The 19,124-nt window shown below is 51.8% G+C and carries 13 protein-coding genes; 1 reads left to right on the plus strand and 12 read right to left on the minus strand.

Going from position 1 to position 19,124, the window contains the following annotated elements; translation table 11 throughout:
• Nucleotides 1-30: 30 nt before the first annotated feature.
• Nucleotides 31-975, plus strand: a complete 945-nt coding sequence (locus HRQ60_RS05990; protein WP_172194744.1) for an IS3 family transposase — start codon at nucleotides 31-33, stop codon at nucleotides 973-975.
• Between the two features lie 93 nt (nucleotides 976-1,068).
• On the opposite strand, the gene HRQ60_RS05995 is transcribed toward HRQ60_RS05990, so the two are convergent.
• The 12 genes from HRQ60_RS05995 to adhE all read right to left on the minus strand — a co-directional run bounded on the left by HRQ60_RS05995 (nucleotide 1,069) and on the right by adhE (nucleotide 18,574).
• Nucleotides 1,069-2,655, minus strand: coding sequence for a family 10 glycosylhydrolase (locus HRQ60_RS05995; RefSeq protein WP_172194745.1), 1,587 nt, complete (start codon nucleotides 2,653-2,655; stop codon nucleotides 1,069-1,071).
• A 208-nt stretch (nucleotides 2,656-2,863) separates the two neighbouring features.
• A complete protein-coding gene (gene mntR / locus HRQ60_RS06000) occupies nucleotides 2,864-3,289 on the minus strand; it encodes a transcriptional regulator MntR (RefSeq protein ID WP_172194746.1) in 426 nt (141 codons plus the stop codon).
• 193 nt (nucleotides 3,290-3,482) lie between these two features.
• Nucleotides 3,483-4,286 carry a metal ABC transporter permease gene (locus HRQ60_RS06005; RefSeq protein WP_172194747.1) on the minus strand — a complete coding sequence of 268 codons (804 nt, stop codon included), beginning with the start codon at nucleotides 4,284-4,286 and terminating at the stop codon, nucleotides 3,483-3,485.
• Nucleotides 4,287-4,304: 18 nt separating this feature from the next.
• A complete protein-coding gene (locus HRQ60_RS06010; RefSeq protein WP_172194748.1) occupies nucleotides 4,305-5,075 on the minus strand; it encodes a metal ABC transporter ATP-binding protein in 771 nt (256 codons plus the stop codon).
• Nucleotides 5,076-5,115: 40 nt separating this feature from the next.
• Complete coding sequence (locus HRQ60_RS06015; RefSeq protein WP_172194749.1) at nucleotides 5,116-6,132, minus strand: metal ABC transporter substrate-binding protein; 1,017 nt, start codon at nucleotides 6,130-6,132, stop codon at nucleotides 5,116-5,118.
• Nucleotides 6,133-6,327: 195 nt separating this feature from the next.
• Nucleotides 6,328-8,478, minus strand: a complete 2,151-nt coding sequence (gene metG / locus HRQ60_RS06020; RefSeq protein WP_343044629.1) for a methionine--tRNA ligase — start codon at nucleotides 8,476-8,478, stop codon at nucleotides 6,328-6,330.
• Nucleotides 8,479-8,823: 345 nt separating this feature from the next.
• A complete protein-coding gene (gene yidD / locus HRQ60_RS06025) occupies nucleotides 8,824-9,117 on the minus strand; it encodes a membrane protein insertion efficiency factor YidD (protein ID WP_172194751.1) in 294 nt (97 codons plus the stop codon).
• Nucleotides 9,114-9,578: a Fur family transcriptional regulator gene (locus tag HRQ60_RS06030; RefSeq protein WP_172194907.1), complete on the minus strand. Its 465-nt coding sequence runs from the start codon at nucleotides 9,576-9,578 to the stop codon at nucleotides 9,114-9,116. The genes yidD and HRQ60_RS06030 overlap by 4 nt, the downstream gene beginning before the upstream one ends.
• Before the next feature lie 188 nt (nucleotides 9,579-9,766).
• On the minus strand, nucleotides 9,767-12,184 hold the full coding sequence (locus HRQ60_RS06035) for a copper amine oxidase N-terminal domain-containing protein (protein WP_172194752.1): 2,418 nt from the start codon (nucleotides 12,182-12,184) through the stop codon (nucleotides 9,767-9,769).
• A gap of 212 nt (nucleotides 12,185-12,396) precedes the next feature.
• Nucleotides 12,397-13,134: a pyruvate formate-lyase-activating protein gene (pflA, locus tag HRQ60_RS06040; protein ID WP_172194753.1), complete on the minus strand. Its 738-nt coding sequence runs from the start codon at nucleotides 13,132-13,134 to the stop codon at nucleotides 12,397-12,399.
• A 115-nt stretch (nucleotides 13,135-13,249) separates the two neighbouring features.
• Nucleotides 13,250-15,514: a formate C-acetyltransferase gene (gene pflB, locus HRQ60_RS06045; RefSeq protein WP_172194754.1), complete on the minus strand. Its 2,265-nt coding sequence runs from the start codon at nucleotides 15,512-15,514 to the stop codon at nucleotides 13,250-13,252.
• Between the two features lie 444 nt (nucleotides 15,515-15,958).
• Entirely contained in the window at nucleotides 15,959-18,574 is a 2,616-nt protein-coding gene (gene adhE, locus HRQ60_RS06050) for a bifunctional acetaldehyde-CoA/alcohol dehydrogenase (RefSeq protein ID WP_172194755.1), read from the minus strand.
• Between the last annotated feature and the right edge of the window lie 550 nt (nucleotides 18,575-19,124).

A 19,124-nucleotide genomic window follows, 5' to 3' on the forward strand; every position in this document is an offset into this window, starting at 1 on the left:
AGTGGAGAATGAATTTCTAAAAAAGCTCGAATGGCTCGAAAGGCAGGCGAAGAAACCCAAATCCAAGTAAGTACAAGACAGAAGTTCAAATGGATTCAGCAGATCACGAATGGCCCCAAGTTCAAACGTAAGGTACGGTGGCTGTGTCACCTCGCCGGGGTCTCTCGTTCGGGTTATTATGCGTACCTGAGCGAGAAAGCTGTTTTCAACAGGCAGAAGCAGCAGGAACAAGACGAACAAGCCTACCAGATCCTGCTGAGCGCCTATCGGTACAAGCGTATAAAGAAAGGCGCTCGTCAGATTCACATGACGCTGCAGCTCCACTTCGGCCTCACTTACAACCTCAAACGAATTCGTCGACTCATGAAAAAATTCGAACTCGTATGCCCCATAAGACGGGCAAATCCCATGCGCCGAATGGCCAAAGCGACGCAGGAACACCGTACATGTCCAAATACGTTACAACGGAAATTCAAGCCTGGAGTAGCTGGCCAAATCCTCCTGACGGACATCACTTATTTACGGTATGGAGCCACTCGACGGGCGTATTTGTCGACGATTAAAGATGCCCAAACTCACGAAATTCTCGCCTACCAGGTCTCCGATTCGCTGGGATTGGATCTGGCGCTAGACACGTTAAAGCAATTGAAGAAACATGCTCATCTCACGCCGAAAGCGTTCATTCATTCGGACCAAGGATTCCATTACACACACCCGAAGTTCCAAAAGCTCGTGAAGCAGATGAAGCTCGGACAATCCATGTCGCGAAGAGGAAACTGCTGGGACAATGCACCGCAAGAATCCTTCTTTGGTCATTTGAAAGACGAAATTGATTTAAAAGCTTGCCAAACGCTCCAGCAAGTGAAGCAAGAGGTCAAGCGTTATATGACCTATTACAATCTCGAACGTGGGCAGTGGAACTTAAAGAAGCTGCCGCCTGCAACATACAGGCAGCAGCTTCTTCACGTGTCCTAACCTTTTTTTCAATGTGTCCTTTACAAGGGGTACAGTTTAATTTCCGCTCTCTCTTTTTCATGTCTTTTTTTGCGAAAAACTCTTTATTCCGGCTTAATTCGCCCAGTACTGCTGCAGGGTGCTTTTTACTTTGGAAGACAGGATGTTCTGGGCACGGAAGAAAATGTTGCCGTCCACGTTGCTGCGTCCAATCGTATAAGCCAAATGGTCGGTCAGTTCCGAAGCGCTGCTCCAGCCGGCTTCGGACGTCCCTACTTTATAAGCGGCTTCTCCGATATACAGGTCGACATCGGTTCCTTCTACCGTATCGGCCCACCAGTCTACAAGCGTCTTGTAATTGGCGGCCGTGTTCGCGCTGCTCCAGTAGATTTGCGGTACCACGTAATCGATCCATTCGTTCTTGATCCAGGTCCGGGCATCCGCATACGTCGAATCGTAAGCCGTTACGCCGGCGCGTGTCGAAGATCCGAGCGAATCGCTTGAACCGTTGCGCCATACGCCGAACGGACTGACTCCGTAACGAACATCCGGTTTGACGGAATGAATCGAACTGCCCAGCGTCTGCACGAAACTGTTGATGTTCGCGCGGCGCCAGTCGCCTTTGTTTGGGTAAGCGGCAGTGTTGTACAGGCTGTAAGTACCGTCATCGCCGAATTTTTTCGAAGCTGATTCTCCGTACGGATAGAAGTAATCGTCCAGATGCACGCCATCGATATCATAGTTGTTCACGACTTCCATCACATTGTCGATCACGGACTGACGGGCGGCCGGAATCCCCGGATTGATATACAGTTTGCCGTCGAAGTTCACCATCCAGTCGGGATGGGCTTTGGCGACATGGCCGGAAACCAGATTCGCCGTCGAGCTGCCCGTGCTGGCACGGAACGGATTGAACCAGGCATGGAATTCCATACCGCGCTTATGGGCTTCTTCGATCATAAAAGCAAGCGGGTCGTAACCGGGGTCTTTGCCCTGCGTTCCGGTCAGCACGTTCGACCACGGGACAAGCGACGATTTGTACAGCGCATCCGCGCTTGGACGCACCTGCACGAATACGGCGTTGACGCCGGTTTCCTGGAGCTGGTCCAGCATGGTGGAGAACTGGGCCTGCTGCGTCGAAGCGCTTTTGGAGGCCGGCCAGTCGAGACTCGATACGGTCGCAATCCATACGCCGCGAAGTGCAGTCAGTTTCCCTTCGTTATCCGGCACACCCGGAACGGGAACCCCGATCGAACCGTCCGGCGTAGTCAGCGTAATCGTCTGCGTCGCTTGATTCCAATTGACGCTCAATCCCAACCCTTGTCCCACAAAACGCAGCGGAACCATGATCCGGCCGTTCAGACTGGTAACCGGCGCTTCCAGGTCTACGGAGTTTCCATTGACAAAAGCGGTTTTCGAACCCAGAGGGATAGACAGCAGTGTACCGCCCTGATTGATCTTGACCACCTTTTCGCTCTGGGACCATTGGATCTGCGCGCCGAGATTTTCGCTGACGAGCCGCATAGGCACAAGCGTCGTGTTGGACACGATATAAGGATCGACGTCTCCTTGAATCCGTTGTCCGTCGAGAACGATCGAGATCACGGAAGCCGCATTTGCCCGGGCTCCTGCAAGTCCGCTCCACGCGGGGAGCAGCAGCATTACTGCCAGCAGTACCATTAATCCTTGACGCCATTTCATGTTTACGTGTTCCCTCATTTCCCGTTTGATTTCATCCGGCTGCGCCGATCGCGAACCGGATTTTGCGTTGCTCCTTTTTGACGGGCAAACCGCCGATTTTGTTACACACCTCCCGCCTTCTAACAGTTATACGCTTCCCGGGGTGCAATTGTAGCGCTGGATCGGCAAACAAAAAGGCATCTGTGCCCCGGGGCCACAGACGCCTTTCCTAAAATTCGCTTATTCCTTCGTCCTGGACGATTTTGAGTTCTTCCAGACGTTTCGGATCGCGGCCGAAGTATTCGACGAGCGACTCGATCCGCGTAATCGAATCCCAGCTCAGATGATGCTCGATGCCTTCTACATCCTGATAAATAAGGCTTTCTTCCACACCGATCAACCGCAAAAATTCTTCAAGAAGCTGATGGCGGTCCACCAAACGCTTGCCGATTTTTTTGCCTTTGCTGGTAAGGATCAGACCCCGATATTTTTCGTAAACCAAATATTCGTCCTTATCGAGCTTTTGGATCATTTTGGTTACGGAAGAAGGATGAACTTCAAGCCCTTCGGCGATATCCGATACCCGGGCATAGCCTTTTTCATCGATCAACTGGTAGATGCGCTCCAAATAATCTTCCATACTGGGCGTTGGCATCCGCTTTTCCCTCTTTTCCTTGACTTAGAAAAACCGTACCGTCGGTTCTTCTCGTGAATGGCGCCGATGAACGGGCATCCCGCCTGCCGACGAAAGCCCGATTATGTATAGGCCCGTCAAAAAACAGCTCTTACTATGATACCTTTATTCGTCGTCTATTGGCAAGTTTGCGACGCAAAAAAGAGGATATCCGTTAAACGGTATATCCTCTGCGCGCAACCAATGTCAACAGCAGCATCAGAATAAGCAGCAGCACGATCGTGGCTCCAGGCGCGAAGTTCCAGATCCCTGCAACGACCAACCCGGCGATCACGGCAATCTCCGCTACGGCAACCGACAGCAGAATGGACATGCGGAAACTTTTGGCCAAGAACAGGCTGCAGGCGACCGGTATGGTCAGCAGCGCCGATACGAGCAGTGCGCCGACAATCTTGATTGCCGTACTGATGACGAGTGCCGCCAGAACGGTAATCAGCATATTGAGCATCTTGACCGGAAGTCCGCTGACCGCTGCCGCATCTTCTTCAAAAGTAAGCAGGAACAGCTCTTTGTAGAAAAGGATGACCACAGCCACGACCACAACCGTCACTCCGCCAACCAGATACAGATCGGTACGGCCGAGGGTATAGATACTGCCGAACAAATAGCTGGTCACATCGGTATTGTAGCCCTGTCCAAGCGTGAACAAGAAGGAGGCCATGGCTACCCCGCCCGACATGATCACCGCTATCGACAACTCGGCGTAGCCTTTGTACGCTCTGCGCAGCTTCTCGATCCCGAACGATGACACGACGGCAAAAATAAGCCCGACCACAAGCGGATAGACATTGATCAGAAAACCGAGTGCCACGCCCGCGATCGTCACATGCGCCAGGGTATCGCCGATCATGGACAGCCGCCGCAGTACGAGGAAGATGCCGATCAGCGGTGCCGTTAATCCGATCAGAAGTCCGCCAAGCAGTGCGCGCTGAAAAAAGTCACTGAATAAAATTTCCAAGTTACCGTCTCCTTACGTTCATTCCGCCGAATGGACAAGCGGCATCGAATGCTGCAGGTCCGTTTCCACGCAGTTCAAATCGTCATGCGAATGGCGCACGAAAAATTTGATCTTGCCGTTCTGCTGCCGCGGTTCTTTGCCCAGATAGTCTTCCAGACGATCGATATCATGCGAGACCATCAGGAAAGTGATATTGTGGTGCCGATGCATATGACGGATCAATTCGAAGAACCCGTCCTGCGTCTCCGCATCGATTCCGACTGTCGGCTCGTCGAGCACCAGCAGATCCGGACGGTTGATCATGGCACGCGCCAGAAATACACGCTGCTGCTGACCGCCCGACAATCGGCCGATCCGTTTGTCGGCGATATCTTCGATCCGCATCACCTGCAGCGCATCGTCCAGTTTGGCTTTGGCTTCCCGGTTTAACCGACGGAACAGATTCTTGTTCGTAAACAGTCCCGATGTGACCACTTCGCGCACCGTCGCCGGAAACAGCATGTTCAGCGCATTTTTTTGCGGGACGTATCCGATACGCTCCCAGTCGCGGAAACGGCGGATCGGCTCTCCGAACATCCGGATCTCTCCGCTTGTCGGCGGCATCAATCCTACCAGCATTTTGAGCAGCGTCGTTTTGCCGGCACCGTTGGAACCGACAATCCCGACGAAATCCCGCTCCTTCACGCTAAAGTTCAACTCTTTCAGCACATGCTGATCTTTGTAGGAAAAAGAAACATCCTTCAATTCGATCATCGGCTGGTGGCAGTCTACGGTTGGGATAGCAGACATGGCGATCCCTCCTTTTTTGATAAGCGGTTCGTTTCTCTTCTTATTGTAAGGCGAGCAGCAGATTTTGCAAATTCTTTTGCATCAAACTGAAATAATCGTCGCCTTTTTCCGCCTGTTCTTTCGTTAATCCTTCGACCGGGTTCAGGACCAGCGTCTCCACGCCGGCTTCGCCCGCCAATGTTTTGGCCAGCTTGTCGGATACCAGTTCTTCGAAGAAAATGTAGCGAATGTTTTCTTCTTTGACCAGTTTGGCAAGATTCAGCATATCCTGGGCACGGGGTTCCGCATCCGGGGACAGTCCCATGATCGCATGCTGGTCCAACCCGTAGTCGCGGGCCAGATAGCCGAACGCTTGGTGCGAGACGACGATTTCCTTGTTCGGCACGGCCGACAATTTCGCGGTGAAGTCTTCATCGAGCTGCTTCAGTTTGCCGATCAGCGCCTCATAACGTTCTTCGTAACCCGCTTTGTGTGCCGGATCGGCTTCGATCAGACTGTCGCGAATATTGCCCGCCATGATCAGAGCCGATTTCGGACTGACCCACGTGTGCGGATCGATATGTTTGGCGTCCGCCGCTTCTTCGGCATGTTCTTCTTCCGCGTGTTCTTCGCCTTCATGGCTATGCTCGTCTTCCGCGGCGCCTCCGTGATCGTGTCCGTCATCTTCGGCCGTGGTAATCAAATCGACGCCTTTGCTGATCTCGACCGCTTTGACTTTCGTCTCCGAATCGAGGCCTTTGAGGAAATCCGGTACCCAGCCTTCCAGACCCGCACCGTTATAGAAAAAAAGCTGGGCTTTTGACGTATTCACGATATCCTGGCCGCGAGGCGTCCAGTCATGCGGTTCTACGCCGGTCGGAAGAAGATTGATGACATTCGCATCTTCCCCGCCGATCTCGGACGTAAATTCGTAAATCGGATAAAAAGTCGTGACAACATTCACTTTATCTTCGACAATTGTGCCTGTCGTACTGCGCCCGCAGGCGGACAGAACGAGCATTGCACCCAAAGCCAGTACGAACATCAGTCGTCCGGCGTATTTGTTGGGACTTCGCATAGGGATCCACTCCGTTTCCTATTAAAAATATCGGCTTCTCAAATCGTAACCTTACCGATTATAGGAGTCCGCCTGCATATTGTCAACCTTTTTCGGCACATTTACGATTAAAGACACACAGACCAAAAACGGGATTCCCGAAGGAATCCCGCTGCGGTTTGAACCCTTGCCGGGAAGACGGCAAGACATGATGGATTACTTGACGAGCGCGCCGTTTGGCATGGAATCCGGCACGGTCGCAAGCGTAAGCTGATCGCCGTGCGAAGCGGCCAGGATCATTCCGCGCGACTCTTCGCCGCGCAGCTTAACCGGCTTCAGATTGGTTACGCAGATCACTTTGCGTCCGATCAGTTCTTCCGGCGTATAGAACTTGGCAATACCCGAGACGACCTGCCGCTGCTCGAAGCCCAGATCCAGCTGAAGTTTCAGCAGCTTGTCGGCTTTCTTGACCGGTTCGCAGGCAATAACCTGGGCAACGCGAAGTTCGACTTTGCCGAAGTCTTCAATTCCGATTTCTTCTTTGGCTTCGGGAGCTTCAACCGGTTCGGAAGCGGGCTTGGCTTGTTCCGCCGCTGCCGCCGCCGGCGTACCGCCGCTCATTGCTTCGACGATATTTGCCACTTCGACCTCCGGATCGAGGCGCGGGAAGATCGGATCGCCTTTTTGCAGCTTGGTTCCGGCTGCGATCACGCCGAACGTCCGGAGCGAATCCCAGGTTCTCCACTCGGCCGCTTCGTCTCCGGTAATCCCCAGCTGCGTCCAGATAAGCTTGGGTGCCCGGGTCAGGAACGGCTGGAGCAGAAGCGAAGCGATCCGCAGGCTTTCGATCAGGTGCAGCATCACCGATTCCAGTTCGTTTTTGCGGCTCTCGTCTTTGGCGATCACCCATGGCTGCGTCTCGTCGATATATTTGTTGGTCCGGCTGACGAATTGGCTGATCGCGGTCAGCGCTACGGAGAATTCCATACCGTCCATCGCTTTCTCTACCTTGTCCACGGCTGCAGCAGCCGCTTCTTGCAGCGTCGCGTCAAACGGTGTGACTTGGCCGCGATAAGCGGGAACTTCGCCGCCGACATATTTGTCGACCATGGCAACAGTCCGGTTGAGCAGATTGCCCAGATCGTTCGCAAGATCCGAATTGATCCGTTCGACAAAGCTTTCCGGCGTGAATTGTCCGTCCGAACCGAACGGCACTTCGCGCAGCACGTAATAACGCAGCGCGTCCAGGCCGTAGCGGTCGATCAGTTTTACCGGATCGATCACGTTGCCTTTGGACTTGGACATTTTGCCTTCGCGGGTCAGGAACCAGCCGTGGCCGAATACTTTTTTGGGCAGCGGCAGATCGAGCGCCATCAGCATGATCGGCCAGTAGATCGTATGGAAGCGCAGAATGTCTTTACCGACCAGATGCACATCAGCCGGCCAGAATTTCTCGAACAGCGCCGGATCTTTCGAACCGTAGCCGAGAGCCGTAATATAGTTCGACAGTGCATCGATCCAAACATAAACGACATGCTTCGGATCGCTTTTGACCGGAACTCCCCATTTGAATGTGGTCCGCGATACGGCGAGGTCTTCAAGCCCTGGCTTGATGAAGTTGTTGACCATTTCGTTCTTGCGGGATTCCGGCTGGATAAACTCCGGATTCGCTTCGTAATAGCTCAGCAGCCGATCGGCGTATTTGCTCATTTTGAAGAAATAACATTCTTCTTTGACCAATTCGACCGGGTGACCGCTTTCCGGACTTTTGCCGCCGATCACTTTATTCTGGTCATCGCGCACGACGTCGGCCAACTGCGACTCCGTATAATACGTCTCGTCCGGAATGCTGTACCAACCTTCGTATTCGCCTTTGTAGATATCGCCCTGTTTCAGCAGACGCTCAAAAATCTCCTGAACGACGTCAATATGACGTCGTTCCGTCGTACGAATAAAATCGTCATACGAAATATCGAGCTTGTCCCACAAACTGCGGATGCCTTCAACGATTCCGTCGATAAATTGAATCGGCGTCTGCCCGGCTTCCGCCGCTTTCTGCTCGATTTTCTGACCGTGCTCATCCGTTCCTGTCAGAAAACGCACGTCGTACCCGCGAAGCCGCTTATAGCGGGACATCGCGTCGGCCGCCACCGTCGTATACGTATGTCCGATATGCAGCTTGCCGCTCGGATAATAAATCGGCGTCGTGATGTAGAACGTTTTTTTCTCTGTCATGTGCTCTTCTCTCCTTATAAAAAAATACTGCCGCAGCTTGCCGCATACGGCGCAGCGGAGCGGAAGACAACAAAAAGACCCCCGCCCCATCAATGGGACGAGAGCCGGAAGCTCGCGCGGTACCACCCACATTCCCTTCGTTCTCACGAATCGAAGGCTCTGCCGGTCCTATTCGACCGTCCATTAACGCTGGAACACGCTCTGCACTCACCCATCCACGATCCGGCATCTTCCGATCATCCGCGCACCCTGGGGTACCCCTCGTATCGGACCGGCCGCGCTGCGGCTTGCACAAAGTTCCTCCCGGACCATCTTCGAAGGGGTCTCCAGACCGGTTTGCAGCGTCTTACCCGGTTCTCTGCTGCTGGTTCTTCCTTCTACTCATCCGTTCCTCGGATTTTCATTTGAATCGTGCATCAAACCATCAATCGATTGATACACCAAAATATACCGAAAAAAAGCCCGCAGTGTCAAGCCTCAGGCCTGCGTGCTGCGGACTTCTTCTTGTTCTTGGCTGTCTATTTCCGCGGTTTGACGGCCTCGCTGCAGACGCGGAGGAACGGGATCGTAACCTCCCGCATGCAGCGGATGGCATTTGGCGATCCTTTTGGCGGCCAGCCAGCTGCCTTTGGCCGCTCCGTGCACCTCGATCGCTTCCAAAGCGTAAGCCGAACAGGTCGGTACGAATCGGCAGCTTGGAGGCGTCAGCGGAGAAATGAATTTGCGGTAAAAGCGGATCGGTCCCTGAACCGTCCGCCGGGCTATTTTCATCGCGCCTCACGCTTTCCCGCCGCTGCTTTGACCGGTTCCTGCGCGGCTTCTTCCTGACAGTTTTTGCAGTAGCCGAACACTTCGAATTTATGCTTGACGACCTGGAAATCGTCCGGCGATTCCGTCAACTGCATCGGACAAAACGTAATCGGATACGTTTTCTCGCACTGCAGGCAGATCATATGATGGTGATGATGATTCTCGCTGCAGTGCAGCTTGAACTTGACGCCTTCTTCGAACACGATTTGCTCCAGCACGCCCAGTTCCTGCATGACGCGCAGATTGCGATAAACGGTATCGAAGCTGAGTCCTTTGTATTTTTGTCCCATATAGTCATAAACGTCTTTGGCGGACAGATAGCCCGGCGCTTCGGCGAACAATTTCGCCAGCGTCTTGCGCTGATCCGTGATTCGAAGTCCCTGCTCCGCCATAATCTCGATAATGCGTTCCATAGAAAGCATCGGCAACCCTCGCCTCCTGCCGTTCCCGGCTTATTCCTTGCGGTTATTCGTAATGCCCTTCATTAATAATGCCCCAAAACGGACACGGAGTCAATGAAGCGAACCTGCGGTTCAACGGCAGAAAGCCCGATCCCCTTTTGGAGGAATCGGGCTTTCTTGGTTACTTTTCAGCCGCTAGGCCGATCCGTTTACTGCTTAAGTTCCGGCATCTGCGTAAAGATCAGGTTGACGGACAAGTTGCTGCCCGGAGCCGGTGTGAATTCAAGATCCACACTTTCCGACGAACTGCCGGTCCGGTATACGACGCCCGCTTCGCTGGACGTGTTCAGCGCGGAACCGACAAGACCCATACTTTGTGCGGACAATTCGACCAACTGTCCGTTCACGAGGATCCAGCCGGCATACTTGCCGCCGCGTCCGTTGAACGTAATCAGCGTATTCGGCGCTACCTTGTCCAGATGGATTTTGTACAGAACGCCGAAGTTGCCTGCGTTCGATTCCACTTTGTTGTTTGGCGTATCCATACCGGTGAGGTTCGGATCATCGTTGTTGTCGCCAATAATCAGTTTGCTTGGCGTAGGACCGCCGACCGGTTCAAACACGTCGACGATTTTGGTCGCCAGCGGATAAGTTCCCCGGTTGTGCACGCCATCGCGCGGAGCGGAGGTCAGAGTCTTCGTTTCTTGAAGCGGATCCAGACCCGGATCGATCATCAGCGTGCTGTAAGTGATCGGTTGGGAAGACTCAACATCCGCGATCAGGGAAATAACCGACTTGTTCGGCATCGGAATCGCGTTCAGTTCCGTCAGAATCACTTTGCTCTCGCCCGGCTGCAGAATCACGTCCGCTCTCTTGGTTCCGTCGATCACGGATTGGTGGTAACGCTGTACGGACACTTTACCTGCCGCAGTTGCAAACGGGCTTGGTCCTCCAAAGCCGCTGTCCAGCGTCTTGATTGTCGTCGGCGTCGCATTGTTGTTCGTAGCCACCACATACATCGTTACTTTTTTACCGGTATAGTTGGCATGATGGACCATGAAACGAACTTTGCCCGACAGCGTGTCTTCGTACATTTTGCCTGTACTGAACACCGATTCGGGACTGTTGCTGCGGTAAAGCGTAACGTCTTCGGACGTATTGAAACGTTCGACTTTTCGCATCGAAGGCACGCTGCCCCCGTCAAACAGGAACTTGCTTCCGATCGGTACGAACAAAGCGTTATACTCGTCCTGCGTGTACAGCACTTCGTCCGTAACGGTAATCGTTTTGGTAAACGTATTGGTTGCGCCATCTTCATCCGTTACGGTCAATGTGATCGTTTGTGGTCCCGGTGTGAAGTACGCTCCTTTTTGATTTTCCCATACCCGGCTGTTGGCTTCCGGCAGTGTGCCGTCCGGATCATAACTCTGATCGGTGTAAACGACCGGCTCACCCATACGGTAAGTCTCTTTTTCGGTCGTGAACTGTGCAACAGGAGCTACGTTCGGTGCTTCGACCGTAATGGTCTGGCTGAATGGATCGCTCCATTGTCCCGTAGAATCCTGGACGGAATACGTGATGGTATACGTGCCCGGATCCGTAAAGATATCCTGGCGTCCTTCCCAACGCTCATCCACGATCTGGTAGCCGCTTGGCGATTCCGACTTGGTCGTATACACGACATTCGTCTCGCCCGCCACGATTTCTTTCGGTTCGATCGTAAACGAAGCCGTCGGTTTCGAAGAAATGTTCAGCGTAATCGTTTTGGCTTTATAGTCGATTTTGTAAGGAATCCCGAGCGCCTGCGTGATCGAAGTCAGCGGCACCATGAAGGTGTTCTTTTGCTGGAACGAAGTTCCCTTCATTTTGGTCGGAACGCCATTGACCGTATACACGTCTTTATCCAGCTTGAAGCGCAGTTCGTCGGCTCCTTTGGTAATCACGGTCTCTTTCGTTTTCGCATCGTATGTAACTTTCAGTCCTACACGATTGACGAACGAACGCACCGCAATATACGAGACGCCGTTCTTGGCGGTCATCGGCTGCGCGGCCGTATAGGCCTGGCCGTTCTGATACATCTGATTTCCATTGATTACAAGAATCAGTTTGTCCGTTCCCAGCGTGGAAGCGGGATCGATGCTCACTACGGGTGTAGTCGGCGCAGTTGGCTTGGTTGGCGTAACCGGCTTGGGCGGCACCGGAGTGGTACTCGGACTCACCGAAGGTGTCACATTGCCCGGCTCGACCGTTCCTTCTGCAGGCACTTCTTCGTCGGTCGGCACTTCGTCGGTCGGAGGCGTCGTTGTCGGAACGCCGTTCTCCTCACCTTCCAGAAGGGTTGGATCTGCCGGCTGATTGGCTGCAGGTTGGATAGGTACAGGCTGCGCGTTCGGCGTCGGTACCGAATTGGCAGGATTTACGGTTTCGGCCTGGGCTGCTGCATTTTGCGTTGGAGCGGCAAGCTTCTTCGTATATTCTTTCGCCGCGCCTTCTTGCTGCATGACTTCACCTTGCACAACGATCGGCGTTTCGCTTGGCGATCCCGTTTGTGCCGATGCTGTAGGCAGTACGGCTGCCGTCTGCATGACAACAAGCAAAGCGATGATCGTAATTTTCTTCAGATTCATTCTACGACTCCCTTTATAACTGAATTTGGTCCTTCTCTCACTAAGCACATAGTATTAGACGCAAACACTCCTTAAAAGTTTCTGTAACTTATTAAAAAAGCGGCCTTCCTAATATAAGGAAGCACCGCTTTGTTTACAATATGATAACATTTACATCGTCTTCATTTTAAATTAAGGCATTCGTAATTTGATGCATTTGATCCGAAAAAAAGTCAAATCGTCTGCATACTGCGACCTTCTTCAATCAGCTTATAGGCCCGCTGAACTTGTTCGTCGGTCGGTGAAGGCACGCCTTCGAGTGGGTACTCTCTGCCGAGTTCTTTCCATTTATAAATACCCATTTGATGGTAAGGAAGGATTTCGAATTTCTCGACACCTTGCAGGGTACCGATAAAGCTTCCCAGATCGCGCAGATTATTCTCGTCTTCATGGATGCCCGGTACGAACACGTGCCGAATCCACATTTTCTTGCCGTGCTCCGACAGCCACTGGGCCGTACGCAGCGTTTGCTCGTTGCTCACTCCGGTCAGCACTTTATGTTTGTCGTTATCGATATGTTTGATATCAAGCAGAACGAGATCGGTCACATCCATCAAGTATTGAATTTTCTCAGGATTATTGAAACCGTTGCTGTCGAGTGTCGTGTGCAGTCCCCAGCGTTCTTTGACCGCCCGGAAGATTTCGGCTACAAAAGCAGCCTGCAGCGTCGGTTCTCCACCGGAAATAGTCAATCCTCCGCCCGAAGAACGATAGTAATTCAGGTAAGGCTCGATTTCGCTCAGCACTTCTTCAACGGTCATTTCTTTGCCGCCGTCGAAATTCCAGGTATCCGGATTATGACAATATTGGCATTTCATAAGACATCCTTGCAAAAATAATACAAAGCGAATTCCCGGGCCGTCTACCGTCCCGAATGTTTCCAGTGAGTGTATGCGTCCTTTGTGACTCATTCGTTTTCACCCTTTCAATAATAACGGCGCTCACGTTCTGCGAGCGCCGCATGTTTGATTATGAATGAACAGGTATCCGGTCCGAAGAACCGCTAGGTGCTTCGGTCTTGCTTGTTTACATGTTCGAGTGGAACGTCCGGTTGATTACGTCCATTTGTTGTTCGCGAGTCAATTTGATGAAGTTAACCGCATAACCCGATACGCGGATTGTCAGCTGCGGATAGTTCTCCGGATGTTCCATGGCGTCCATCAGCTGTTCGCGATCGAATACGTTCACGTTCAGGTGATGGGCATTGCTGCCGAAATATCCGTCCAGCATAGCAACCAGGTTGGATTTGCGTGTTTCTTCTTCTTTGCCAAGGGCTTTCGGCACGATGGAGAAAGTGTTCGAGATTCCGTCCAGACTTTCTTCATATGGAAGTTTGGCAACAGAACTCAGCGAAGCCAAAGCACCTTTTTTGTCGCGTCCGTGCATAGGGTTTGCACCCGGTGCGAATGGTTCGCCCGCTTTGCGTCCATCCGGAGTCGTACCGGTTTTCTTGCCGTATACCACGTTCGAAGTGATCGTCAATACCGATTGGGTCGGCATCGAATCGCGGTACGTTTTGTGTTTGCGGATCATACCCATGAATTTCTCGACGAGCTGTACAGCAATTTGGTCGACACGATCGTCGTTGTTGCCGTAGCAAGGATATTCGCCTTCGATTTCGAAATCAATCGCGATACCTTGTTCGTTGCGGATCGGTTTAACTTTGGCATATTTGATTGCGCTCAGGGAGTCGGCTGTTACCGACAGACCGGCGATGCCGCAGGCCATCGTACGCAGAATGTCGCGGTCGTGCAGCGCCATCTCGATCCGTTCGTAGCTGTATTTGTCATGCATGTAGTGAATGATGTTCAGGGCGTTCAGGTATACTTTGGACAGCCATTCCATCATCGGCGTGTAGCGTTTCATCACTTCGTCGTAATCGAGATATTCGGAAGTGATCGCCGGATATTCAGGTCCGATCTGTTCGCCGGATTTTTCGTCTTTACCGCCGTTGATTGCATACAGCAGTGTTTTGGCGAGGTTGGCACGAGCGCCGAAGAACTGCATTTGTTTGCCGATACGCATAGCGGATACGCAGCATGCGATACCGTAGTCGTCGCCGTAAATCGGACGCATCAGGTCATCGTTCTCGTACTGGATAGAGCTGCTTTCGATCGAAACTTTGGCACAATATTTTTTGAAAGCTTCTGGAAGCTGTTCGGACCACAGAACGGTGAGGTTCGGTTCCGGTGCAGGTCCCAGATTGTACAGGGTATGCAGGAAACGGAAACTGCTCTTGGTTACTCGGGTTGTTCCGTCTACCGACATCCCGCCGATCGATTCGGTTACCCAGGTAGGGTCGCCGCTGAACAGTTCATTGTAATCCGGGGTCCGCAGGAATTTCACGATGCGAAGCTTCATGACAAAGTGATCGACCAGTTCTTGTGCCGTTTGTTCGGTCAATGTGCCTTCTGCCAGATCGCGCTGCACATAAATGTCCAGGAACGAAGATACGCGTCCGAGCGACATCGCGGCGCCGTTTTGTTCTTTGACTGCTGCCAGATAACCGAAGTACAGCCATTGGAAAGCTTCTTTGGCGTTAGCTGCCGGTTTGGAAATATCCATGCCGTGCATTTTCGCCATTTCTTTCAGCTCTCCGAGAGCACGATACTGTTCGGAGATTTCTTCCCGCAGACGAATCGTATTCTCATCCATGCCGTCCCCGACTGTTTCATTGTGTTCCCGTTGTTTTTGCTTCATCAGGAAGTCTACGCCGTACAGAGCGACGCGGCGATAATCGCCGATGATGCGTCCGCGGCCGTAAGCATCCGGCAGACCGGTTACGATACCCGATTTGCGCGCTGCGCGAATTTCCGGTGTGTAAGCGTCAAACACGCCTTGGTTATGCGTTTTGCGAACATTGGTGAATGTATCTACAATCGCATCCGGCACTTCGAAGCCGTAAGCTTTACAAGCATCGATGACCATCCGGATCCCGCCGTAAGGTTGGATCGCACGTTTGAAAGGAGCATCCGTCTGTACGCCGACGATTTGTTCTTTTGCTTTATCGAGATAACCTGCGCCGTGGGAAGTGATCGATCCCGGGGTGTTGACGTCTACGTCCCACACTCCGCCTCTTTCTCTTTCTTCTTTCGACAGCTGGGATACAATCTTCCAGAGATCAGTCGTATTTTGTGTAGGTCCTTCCAGGAATTCTTCACTGCCTGTATAAGGCGTGATGTTCTCATCAATGAAGTTCTTGGTGTCCACATGATTCGTCCATTTACCCGCTTTAAAACCTCTCCATGCTTCCGAGTTTGCGCCTGTGATTTCTTTTTCGATAACCGACATGTGATTACCTCCATTTTTGTATGTGTTTGACGGAGAATACGGTGGAAAGAGGCGTCCGCATCTCACTGCAAGATCCCTGGATGCCGGCAGCCGTGCCGACAAGGTGAAAAATATCACATTCACCGAAAAAGTAGAGGATTGCCATCTTCGGATTAGCCTCTCGATGTCTTGGGGATCTTCATGTCCTTATTATGCGCCTATCCTCCGCTAGTTACTGTGACATATATCACTCAAACCCACTTTTTTATGATGTTTATCACTTTTAAGCCCGCTTTCTGAATAACACATCATTTTATGACTGTTTTTCAAACCTTGCAACCAAGCATCTTTTCTTGATTTAGCTGACTGTCTATAAAAAAACGGCGCCTCCACCAAGTGGAAACGCCGTTCAAATCAAGCAGGAGAATCACATTCGATCTTGCGGGCGACTCTTCGATCCGATTCTTATTCTTCGAATCTGCCGTAGAACGCGTCGCGGTAAACATCAGCCAGTTCGGTAACCAGCGGCAGCTTAGGGTTAGCCGTTGTACATTGGTCTTCGAATGCGCGGTCGGCCAGGTAGTCGACACGGCTTTCGAACTGTTTGGCATCGAAACCGAGTTCTTGGAACGTTTCCGGAACGCCCAGTTTGCGGTTCAAGTCGCGGATAGCATTGATCAGGCTCTTCACGCCTTCTTCCGTTGTTCTGGCAGGCATTCCCAGGATGCGAGCGATTTCGGCATACCGTTCGTCAGCGATAAAGTGCGAATATTTAGGGAACGAAGCGAACTTCGTCGGTTTTTTCGCATTGTAGCGGATGACGTGCGGCATCAGGATTGCATTGGTACGACCGTGAGCGGTGTGGTATTCTCCGCCCCACTTGTGCGCCAAGCTGTGGTTGATGCCCAGGAAAGCATTTGCGAAAGCCATACCGGCAAGCGTAGAAGCGTTATGCATTTTTTCGCGGGCCAATTTGTCCCCGGTCAAAGCCGATTTTTCCAGGTTTGCGAATACGAGTTGGATCGCTTTGATGGCCAGGCCATCGGTATAGTCGCTTGCCATAACCGAAACATAAGCTTCGATAGCGTGAGTCAGAACGTCCATACCCGTATCGGCTACGGCCACTTTTGGCAGCGAGTATACGAATACCGGATCGACGATCGCGACGTCAGGAGTCAGCTCGTAATCGGCCAGCGGATATTTGGTGTTGCCGTTTTCCTTGTCGGTAATAACTGCGAACGAAGTAACTTCCGAACCTGTACCCGAAGTGGTTGGGATCGCAACGAATTTCGCTTTTTTGCCCAGACGTGGGTATTTGTAGATCCGTTTGCGGATATCCATGAATTTTTGCTTCAAGTTGTTGAAGTCGGTATCCGGATATTCGTAGAACAACCACATGCCTTTCGCGGCATCCATCGGCGAACCGCCGCCCAGAGCAATGATGCAGTCAGGTTGGAAGCGTTCCATCATGGCGCGGCCGCGTTCAACGGTCGTTGTCGAAGGATCCGGCTCCACTTCGGAGAAGACTTCGATAGCAACCGGCGTTTGACGCTGACGCAGGTAATGCTGAACTCTTTCCACGTAGCCGAGCTGTACCATCATCGGATCGGTAATGATTGCGACACGAGTGATATCCGGCATTTTTGTCAGATACTGCGTGGAGTTTTTCTCGAAATAGATCTTGTCCGGCACTTTAAACCACTGCATATTCACGGTACGACGCGCCACCCTTTTCACGTTGATCAGGTTTACTGCGGTTACGTTCGAAGAAGTCGAGTTGCGGCCGTAAGATCCGCAGCCCAGTGTCAGCGAAGGCAGGTTCGTATTGTAGATATCGCCGATTGCGCCGTGCGTCGACGGGGAGTTTACAATGATACGGCCGGTTTGCAGACGGTTTGCAAAGCGTTGGATGACGGCATCATCGTTGGAGTGGATCGCCGACGAGTGACCCATGCCGCCGAATTCGACGATCTCTGCAGCGCGTGCAATACCTTCGTCCGCGGTTTTGACTTTGTAGCAGGCCAGAACCGGGCTGAGCTTTTCGGCCGACAGCGGGAACTTCGGACCGACGCCTTCGATTTCGGCAACCAGAATTTTGGTCGCTGCCGGAACGGCAATACCGGCCATTTCCGCAATTTTGAAAGCCGACTGTCCGACGATTGCCGGGTTGACCGCGCATTTTTCGACGTTCATTGCGCTTGGAGTCAGCTTGGCGATTTCATCTTTGTTCAGGAAGTAACAGCCGTTTGCAATCATTTTCTTTTTGACGCGGTCGAAGATCGGTTCTTCAATAATAACCGCCTGCTCGGATGCGCAGATCATGCCGTTATCGAACGATTTCGACAAAATCAGGTCGGTTACGGCTTGATCGATGTCGGCTGTTTTCTCGATAAAGGCCGGTACGTTACCCGGGCCTACGCCGAGAGCCGGTTTGCCGCAGCTGTAAGCTGCGCGAACCATTGCGCCGCCGCCTGTTGCAAGAATCAGGGCAACGTCAGGGTGGTTCATCAGGATGTTCGTCTTATCCATCGAAGGCTTGTCGATCCATTGGATACAGCCTTCCGGGGCACCGGCTTTAACCGCTGCTTCCTGCAGGATTCTTGCGGCTTCGGAACTGCAGTACTGCGCAGAAGGGTGGAAACCGAATATAATAGGGTTACGTGTCTTAATCGAAATCAGCGCTTTGAACATGGTTGTGGAGGTCGGGTTCGTTACAGGCGTGATCCCCATTACGATGCCGACAGGCTCAGCAATCTTTTGGAAGCTATCATACTCATTGTCTTCAATAACGCCTACCGTTTTATCATTCTTGATGCTGTGATAAATGTACTCCGTAGCGAAGAGGTTTTTCGTGATCTTGTCTTCGTATACGCCGCGTTTGGTTTCTTCAATCGCGATCTTTGCGAGATACATGTGCTTGTCCAGGCCGGCCAGGGCCATCGCTTGCACGACGGTATCGATTTGTTGTTGATCCATTTGCATGAAAGCTTCCTGCGCTTTTTTCGCGTTGTCAATCAGCTTTTGAATGTCCTGCTCAGCGGTTGGTTCAACAGTACGGGCGGCTTCATTTTTCACTGCCATTTCCCTCATCCTCCTCAAGATGTTTGCGTTGTTTTCTCTACGTGAATGATCATAGCATACACTTTTCATTTTGGGAAGTGAAAACTTTCATAAAATAATTCCCTCCTTTTCCCTTTCGTTTTCGAGCGCTTTTCCTTCATTAATGGCACATCCTCGACTTCCCAAAAAACTTTTGCTTTTCTCCGGCCCGGCTGGATTCTCTTTCCTCAAGCACTTCTCTTTTGCTTACCCTACCTTGTTTCATCAGGTTTCACCGAAGCCCCTCTGCCTAAATTAAGCTAAAAATTTATACAAAAATTTTCGTAATAAGAATTGACAAAGTTCTCGGTTTCCTTCATGATAAAGAAGTAAAGTGAAAAAAGTCACAAAGTTCAAGCTTTCGCCACCTTTTTCTTTTACACAAGCTCCAATAACTTGAAATTTCGGTTATAATTAATTTAAAATTTGCTTAACTCAAATACGCTGATTCTGATTCACCCAAGAAAGAAGCGAAACGCACCTTGGCCGCAGCTCTCTGCGAAAAGGGAGCCTCGCAAAACGAGTATCTATT

This window comes from Saccharibacillus qingshengii, from assembly GCF_013185195.1.
Classification (GTDB): Bacteria; Bacillota; Bacilli; order Paenibacillales; family Paenibacillaceae; genus Saccharibacillus; species Saccharibacillus qingshengii.

Bases quoted from the DNA above. Each gene is read 5' to 3' on its own strand.
- yidD (WP_172194751.1), bottom strand. From the start codon at position 9,117: ATGAAAATAGCCCGGCGGACGGTTCAGGGACCGATCCGCTTTTACCGC.
- metG (WP_343044629.1), bottom strand. From the start codon at position 8,478: ATGTGGGTGGTACCGCGCGAGCTTCCGGCTCTCGTCCCATTGATGGGG.
- HRQ60_RS06030 (WP_172194907.1), bottom strand. From the start codon at position 9,578: ATGCTTTCTATGGAACGCATTATCGAGATTATGGCGGAGCAGGGACTT.
- HRQ60_RS06010 (WP_172194748.1), bottom strand. From the start codon at position 5,075: ATGTCTGCTATCCCAACCGTAGACTGCCACCAGCCGATGATCGAATTG.
- HRQ60_RS05990 (WP_172194744.1), top strand. From the start codon at position 31: ATGGCTCGAAAGGCAGGCGAAGAAACCCAAATCCAAGTAAGTACAAGA.
- pflA (WP_172194753.1), bottom strand. From the start codon at position 13,134: ATGAGTCACAAAGGACGCATACACTCACTGGAAACATTCGGGACGGTA.
- mntR (WP_172194746.1), bottom strand. From the start codon at position 3,289: ATGCCAACGCCCAGTATGGAAGATTATTTGGAGCGCATCTACCAGTTG.
- HRQ60_RS06035 (WP_172194752.1), bottom strand. From the start codon at position 12,184: ATGAATCTGAAGAAAATTACGATCATCGCTTTGCTTGTTGTCATGCAG.
- HRQ60_RS05995 (WP_172194745.1), bottom strand. From the start codon at position 2,655: ATGAAATGGCGTCAAGGATTAATGGTACTGCTGGCAGTAATGCTGCTG.
- pflB (WP_172194754.1), bottom strand. From the start codon at position 15,514: ATGTCGGTTATCGAAAAAGAAATCACAGGCGCAAACTCGGAAGCATGG.
- adhE (WP_172194755.1), bottom strand. From the start codon at position 18,574: ATGGCAGTGAAAAATGAAGCCGCCCGTACTGTTGAACCAACCGCTGAG.
- HRQ60_RS06015 (WP_172194749.1), bottom strand. From the start codon at position 6,132: ATGCGAAGTCCCAACAAATACGCCGGACGACTGATGTTCGTACTGGCT.